General features: G+C 75.9%; 5 protein-coding genes. 3 read left to right on the top strand and 2 right to left on the bottom strand.

What is annotated here, in order from left to right:
* Positions 1 to 324: 324 nt before the first annotated feature.
* Together AB0L34_RS32745 and AB0L34_RS32740 are read right to left on the bottom strand one after the other, a co-directional pair.
* Complete coding sequence (locus AB0L34_RS32745) at positions 325 to 939, bottom strand: hypothetical protein (protein WP_363709424.1); 615 nt, start codon at positions 937 to 939, stop codon at positions 325 to 327.
* A 128-nt stretch (positions 940 to 1,067) separates the two neighbouring features.
* Positions 1,068 to 1,598, bottom strand: coding sequence for a M48 family metallopeptidase (locus AB0L34_RS32740; RefSeq protein WP_363709422.1), 531 nt, complete (start codon positions 1,596 to 1,598; stop codon positions 1,068 to 1,070).
* Positions 1,599 to 2,110: 512 nt separating this feature from the next.
* Here AB0L34_RS32740 and AB0L34_RS32735 point away from each other — a divergent pair.
* The 3 genes from AB0L34_RS32735 to AB0L34_RS32725 all read left to right on the top strand — a co-directional run bounded on the left by AB0L34_RS32735 (position 2,111) and on the right by AB0L34_RS32725 (position 5,165).
* Complete coding sequence (locus AB0L34_RS32735; RefSeq protein ID WP_012014940.1) at positions 2,111 to 2,278, top strand: DUF5679 domain-containing protein; 168 nt, start codon at positions 2,111 to 2,113, stop codon at positions 2,276 to 2,278.
* 285 nt (positions 2,279 to 2,563) lie between these two features.
* A complete protein-coding gene (locus AB0L34_RS32730) occupies positions 2,564 to 3,613 on the top strand; it encodes a hypothetical protein (protein ID WP_363709420.1) in 1,050 nt (349 codons plus the stop codon).
* A gap of 205 nt (positions 3,614 to 3,818) precedes the next feature.
* Positions 3,819 to 5,165 carry an AarF/ABC1/UbiB kinase family protein gene (locus AB0L34_RS32725; RefSeq protein WP_363709418.1) on the top strand — a complete coding sequence of 449 codons (1,347 nt, stop codon included), beginning with the start codon at positions 3,819 to 3,821 and terminating at the stop codon, positions 5,163 to 5,165.
* Positions 5,166 to 5,345 lie beyond the last annotated feature (180 nt).

Genomic DNA, 5,345 nt, shown 5'->3' with positions numbered 1-5,345 from the left:
CCGCCCGCGCGGCGCGGCCGTGGCCCCTCGTCGCGGTGCGACCGTGGCCCCTCGTCGCGGTGCGACCGTGGCCCCTCGTCGCGGTGCGACCGTGGCCCCTCGTCGCGGTGCGACCGTGGCCCCTCGTCGCGGTGTGGCCTTGGCCGCTCGTCGCGGTGTGGCCTTGGCCGCTCGTCGCGGTGTGGCCTGGCCGCTCGTCGCGGCGGCCAGGGCCCGTCCGGTCGGCGCCCCTGGCGCGGCCCGGTCCCGGCCCATCGCCATGGTGCGTGCTGCGGGCGATGTGCTCCTTGCCGGCGAAGGTCGCGCGTGGCTCTTGCGGTGCCGTCAGCGGGGCCGACCGCTGCCGGAGAGCAGCGCGCGGGTGGTCTCCCAGCCCTCCACGGCCGGGTCGAGGAAGGCCAGGTCGGCCGGTCCGCGCAGGCGACGCCACGCCGGGGTGACCGCCAGGTCGCCGGGGCGCGGCGCCGCCGCGCGCACGGCCGCGGGCCGCGCGGTGTCCAGGTCCAGCGGCGGCAGCCACGCCGGCACGGGCAGCCGCGCGGAAACGCCGAGCAGCCCCGGTCCGTCGCCCTCGACCGGCGCGACCGCCACCGGTCGGGTGGTGAGCGGGCGGAGCAGCTTGCCGATCGTCAGGCCCGGCACGTCGGGGGCGTCCCCGGCGACGACCGCCGCCTGGTCGTACCCGGTGCCGGCGAGGGCGGCGAAGACGGCGTTCGGGGTCGGCTCGGGCACCTCGTGGACGGCCGTGTCCGGCCAGACCACCGCGTCGGCCAGCCAGCGATCCTCCGGCGTGACGGCGACCGCCGTCTCGACCTCGTTGAGCGTGGCGAACAGGTCGACCACGTCCTCGGCGAGCGCGGCCCGCCAGTCCACCGGGTCGATGCCGGGCGGCGACCACGTCACCGGTCCGAGCAACGCCACCACCACACGTCGGGCCACCCCGCGACCCTAGCCCGTCGCCCGCGGACGAGCGACGGCGCGGGATGCGGAGGCGCGGGAGCCGGCCGACGGGGCACCGACGGCGCGGGCAGAGCAGGTCGGCCCGGCGACGGCGCGGGCGGCGGGGGTCAGTCGGTCAGCGGGGCGCCGGCGACCGCGGCGACGCCCTCCAGATAGCCGCGCGCCCGCTCGGTCTTCGGGTAGCGCGCGACGAGCGCCCAGAACCGGGCGTTGTGGCTGGGCACGATGAGGTGCGCGAGCTCGTGCAGGAGCACGTAGTCGATCACCCAGTCCGGCATGTCCTGGACCCGGTGCGAGATGCGGATCGTGCCGTCGGCGGGGGTGCAGGACCCCCAGCGGCCGTTCTGGTTGGTCACCCAGCGGACGCTCGTCGGCACCGCCTGCGTGCCGTGCTCGGCCAGGTAGAGCCTGATCAGTCGGGTGGCCCGGGCGAGCAGCTCGGCGTCGGACCGGGCGAGGCGCCCCTCCCGGGCGGCCAGCCGGGCGAGCATCCGGTCGACCCACTCGCTCTCCTCGGCCCGGGAGAACTGGTCCGGAATGAGGACGACGACCCGCTCACCGTCGCGGTACGCGGACACCGTCCGTCGCCGGCGCTGGCTGCGCCGCACTTCGACGACCGGCTTGCGCGCCCCTGCCATCAGCAGACCGCGCAGCCTCGGATTCCTGCCACGAAGGAAAGCTAATGCGTACTGACCAGGGGTCCGCAAGAGTCAACACGACGACACGCGCCCGGAAAATGATGATTGGTCGGCAGAGTCCCGAAAAAACTTTGAACGGGTGGCCGGGAATGGCCCTCGTCACCCTTCGTGGCGACCGACGACGGGCGGGCGCCGACCCACCACAACCGTAGGTGATCACCCGTCGGCGCGCAGCTCGGGGCCCCGCACGGGGGCTTTCGACCGGGTTCGGTCGGCGTGTCCCCGCCAAACTGACTTATCAGACGTAATTCGCCATGCACACTCTCGACGTCGACTTGCTCACAGTGGCGAAGCACAGCTGACATGGAACCGCCCAGACCTGGGTAGGGTCCGCGCACCAGCGGTCACGACGGTGGCTGCGGGAGAACGACCCAGCGCCGGCGCCCGCGTGGCCCGCCGCCGGGCAACCCGCCGGGACGGCATCGGCCGGCGGACGAGACGAGGAGGGCACCGTGGCCGACCAGGCCCAGACCTACAACGGTTACTGCGTCAAGTGCAAGGAGAAGCGGGACTTCGAGGGACGCGTCGAGGTCTCGAAGACCGGGATGAACATGGCCAAGGGCAAGTGTCCGGTGTGCGGCACAACAGTGAACCGCATCCTGGGCAAGGCGAAGGTCTGACCCGTACGGGGTGCTTCGGAGGGGGTGGCCGCCGGCCACCCCCTCCGGCGTCCCCGCGCCTGGTCCGGGTCGCCGGCCACCACCCGAACGGCCCGGCCCGAGCTCTGCCCGACGCCGGTCGCGCGCCGCCACGCTCCCCCACCCGTCGCCACTGTCGGCTCGCCGACACGGTTACCGGCCGGTTGTGGATATCGCGGGATGTCCTGTGGACAGCGCTGGACAGGGACCCGCGCACCTGTGGACAACGATCGACGGACAGCACGGACGCGGTCACGATTCGTTGTCATGCGTCGAGCCCCGCTCCCCCGCCCCACGCTGCTGCCCGGCCTCACCCGCCTCTGGCGGGACCGGCACACCCTCCAGCTCGGCGTCGAGCCGGGCCGCGCCGTCCTGCTGGAGATCGCCGATCCCCGGGCGGCCCGGCTGCTCGACCTGCTCGACGGCACCCGCAGCGAGCGGCTGGTGCTGGAGCAGGCCGTCACCGCCGAGGTGGCGCCCGACGCGGCCCGCACCCTGCTCGACGCGCTGCGGGCCGCGGGCCTGGTCGTACCCGCGCACACGCTGCTGCCGAGGGACCTGGCCGGGCCGTCCCGGGCCCGGCTCGCCGCCGAGGCCGGGGCGCTGGCGCTGGTCGCCGCCCGGCTGCCCGGCACGCCCGCCCAGGTGCTACGCCGCCGGCTGGCCGCCCGGGTCGTGATCAGCGGGGCCGGCCGCCTCGGCGCCCCGATCGCCCTCGCCCTGGCCCAGGCCGGGGTGGGGAACGTGCACCCGGACCTGACCGGCCCGGTCCGCCCGGCGGACCTGGTCGGCACCGGGATCCCGGCCGCCGCGATCGGCCGGCCGCTGGCCCCGGCGGTACGCGACGCCGTCGAGCGCGCCGCCCCGGGCACGGGCACGGGTCCGCTCCGGCCCGGTCGGGCCGACCTGGTCGTCCTGCTCGGCGCGGACCGCCCGGCCGCCCTGCTCGCCGCGGCGCACGCCCGGCGCCGCCAGCCGCACCTGCTGGTCGCCCTCCGGGAGGGCGTGCCCGTGGTCGGCCCGCTCGTCCGCCCGCCCGCCGGCCCCTGCCTGAACTGCCTCGACCTGCACCGGACGGACCTCGACCCGGACTGGCCGGCGCTGGCCGCCCAGCTCGCCGGCGGCGCGGAACAGGCGTGCGCCACCGCGACGCTCCTCGCTGCCGGGGCGTACGCGGCGGCGGAGGCGCTCGCCCAGCTCGACGGGAGCGCCCCGGAGACGCTCGGCTGCGCGGTGGAGATCGCCGGGCCCGGACGGTTCCGCCGCCGGGTCTGGCCCCCGCACCCCTCCTGCGTCTGCGCGCGGGGACGCCGGTGACCGCCGCCCGTGGCCCGTCCCGACGGACGCCGGTGACCGCCGCCCGTGGCCCGTCCCGACGGACGCCGGTGACCCGCGCGGGGACGCGGCAACGGCCGTCCCGCGGGCCCCCGGGCCCGGTCGGCTGCCCCCGAAGGGCGGGGTCCATCCACCCAGCCGGGCGGCAGAGCAGCCGCAGGCCCCCTGAGTCGGTAACAATGACCGGGTGACCGACATCCCGCGCCGGGCCGTATCCCGGACCGCCAAGCTCGCCGCTCTGCCGCTCGGCTTCGCCGGTCGGACCGTCCTGGGCATGGGTAAGCGCGTCACCGGGCTCGCCTCCGACGTGATCTCCGCCGAGATCCAGCAGCGCACCGCCGAGCAGCTGTTCAGCGTGCTGGGGCAGCTCAAGGGCGGTGCCATGAAGTTCGGCCAGGCGCTGTCGGTCTTCGAGGCCGCCCTGCCCGAGGAGATCGCCGCCCCCTACCGGCAGGCGCTGACCAAGCTCCAGGAGGCCGCGCCGCCGCTGCCGGCGGCCAGCGTGCACAAGGTGCTCACCGAGCAGCTCGGCCCGGACTGGCGGGACCGGTTCGTGGAGTTCGACGACGCGCCGGCCGCCGCGGCCAGCATCGGCCAGGTGCACCGGGCGGTGTGGCGGGAGCCGGGCTACGGCCCGTCGGGCGCGCCGCACAGCCGCGAGGTCGCCGTGAAGATCCAGTACCTGGGCGCGGGCGATGCCCTGCTCGCCGACCTCAAGCAGCTCTCCCGGCTGGGCGGGATGTTCCGGGCGATCCAGCCCGGGCTGGACGTCAAACCGCTCCTGGTCGAGCTGCGGGAACGGATCACCGAGGAACTCGACTACGAGCTGGAGGCCGAGTCGCAGCGCGCCTTCGCCGCCGCGTACGCCGACGACCCGGAGATCCACATCCCGGCGGTGGTCTCCGCGTCGCCCCGGGTCCTGGTCACCGAGTGGGTCGAGGGCACCCCGCTGGCGGACATCATCCGCGAGGGCACCGAGGAGCAGCGCGACGAGGCCGGGCGGCTGATGGCCATCCTGCACCTGTCCGCGCCGCAGCGGGCCGGGCTGCTGCACGCCGACCCGCACCCGGGCAACTTCCGGCTGCTGCCGGACGGTCGGCTCGGCGTGATCGACTTCGGCGCGGTGGCCCGGATGCCGGAGGGCACTCCCGAGCCGATCGGCCGGATCGCCGCGTTGGCCCTGCGGGGCGACGCCGACGAGGTGGTGGCGGGCCTGCGGTCCGAGGGCTTCATCGCCTCCACCGAGGAGATCGACGCCCAGGCGGTGCTCGACTTCCTCCGCCCGATGCTGGAGCCCATCGCCGCCGAGGAGTTCCGGTTCAGCCGGGCCTGGTTGCGCGCCGAGGCGACCCGGCTGGCCAGCCCCCGCTCCCCCGCGTACCAACTGAGCCGGCAGCTCAACCTGCCGCCGTCGTACCTGCTCATCCACCGGGTGACGCTCGGGTCGATCGGCGTGCTCTGCCAGTTGGAGGCGAAGGCGCCCTACCGGGGCATCCTGGAGCGCTGGCTGCCGGGCTTCGCGCCGGTCCCCTGACCGGTCGCCGCGACGCGACAACGCCCGACACGCGGAGGACGACGCACGGAACGCGCCGAGGGGCGGGGGGGGAACCGGCCCCCCCCCCGCCGGCCGCAGGATGGTGGTAGTGTAAGCCCACGTCGGCCGCCGCGAGGGTAGGGGGGGGCAAAGGGCCGGGGAGGGCGGGAAGGGGGGGCC

The organism is Micromonospora sp. NPDC052213 (genome assembly GCF_040679695.1).
Taxonomy (GTDB): domain Bacteria; phylum Actinomycetota; class Actinomycetes; order Mycobacteriales; family Micromonosporaceae; genus Micromonospora.
This window is presented reverse-complemented; position numbering and strand designations above follow the sequence as displayed.

Bases quoted from the DNA above. Each gene is read 5' to 3' on its own strand.
- AB0L34_RS32740 (WP_363709422.1), bottom strand. From the start codon at position 1,598: ATGGCAGGGGCGCGCAAGCCGGTCGTCGAAGTGCGGCGCAGCCAGCGC.
- AB0L34_RS32730 (WP_363709420.1), top strand. From the start codon at position 2,564: ATGCGTCGAGCCCCGCTCCCCCGCCCCACGCTGCTGCCCGGCCTCACC.